The organism is Christiangramia qingdaonensis (assembly GCF_048381525.1).
Lineage (GTDB): Bacteria > Bacteroidota > Bacteroidia > Flavobacteriales > Flavobacteriaceae > Christiangramia.
In genome coordinates this window covers 1-558 of the sequence record NZ_JBLWIM010000014.1, presented here as the reverse complement: position 1 = coordinate 558, position 558 = coordinate 1, and the positions used below count along the sequence as shown (strand labels likewise).

The following is a 558-nucleotide window of genomic DNA, read 5'->3' as shown; positions in this document are numbered from 1 at the left end:
TTTAAAAAAGTTATAATCCTATTGTCATATTTTCACAATTCATGTAACTAAATATAATAGAAGGTCGAAAGACATTAATTGACAATATGGAAAATCTAACATTTGAGCAGGTTCTTGGTGAAAATAAAGAAAAGATCTACAGAATTTGTAAAATCTATGCTGTTTCTCCAATTGAACCAGAAGATTTATTTCAGGAAGTTACCTATCAGATATGGAAAGCTTTGCCTGCGTTTGAGAATAGATCAAGCATAGATACCTGGGTTTATAGAATTACATTAAATGTAAGCATTCGTTCGAAAAACAGATTGAATAAGACCAACGATAAGAGTGTGAGATTAGAAACAATTAATTTTCAGCCAACATCAATATGTCCAGACCAAGATTCGGAGAAAAAATATAAGGCTCTTCAAGAATGCATAAAAACACTAAGTAAAATAAATCAAGCTATTGTTATTTTTTCCTTAGAAGACTTACCCTATAAAGAAATAGCAAAAATTACAGGATTAACCGAAAATCATATCGCTGTAAAAATGAAAAGAATTAGAAACGAACTTTTAG

General features: G+C 29.6%; 1 protein-coding gene. It reads left to right on the top strand.

The window, feature by feature from the left end; translation table 11 throughout:
- Positions 1-86: 86 nt before the first annotated feature.
- On the top strand, positions 87-558 hold a 472-nt coding region (locus tag ACNI3T_RS11315), incomplete at its 3' end, for an RNA polymerase sigma factor (protein ID WP_418227904.1).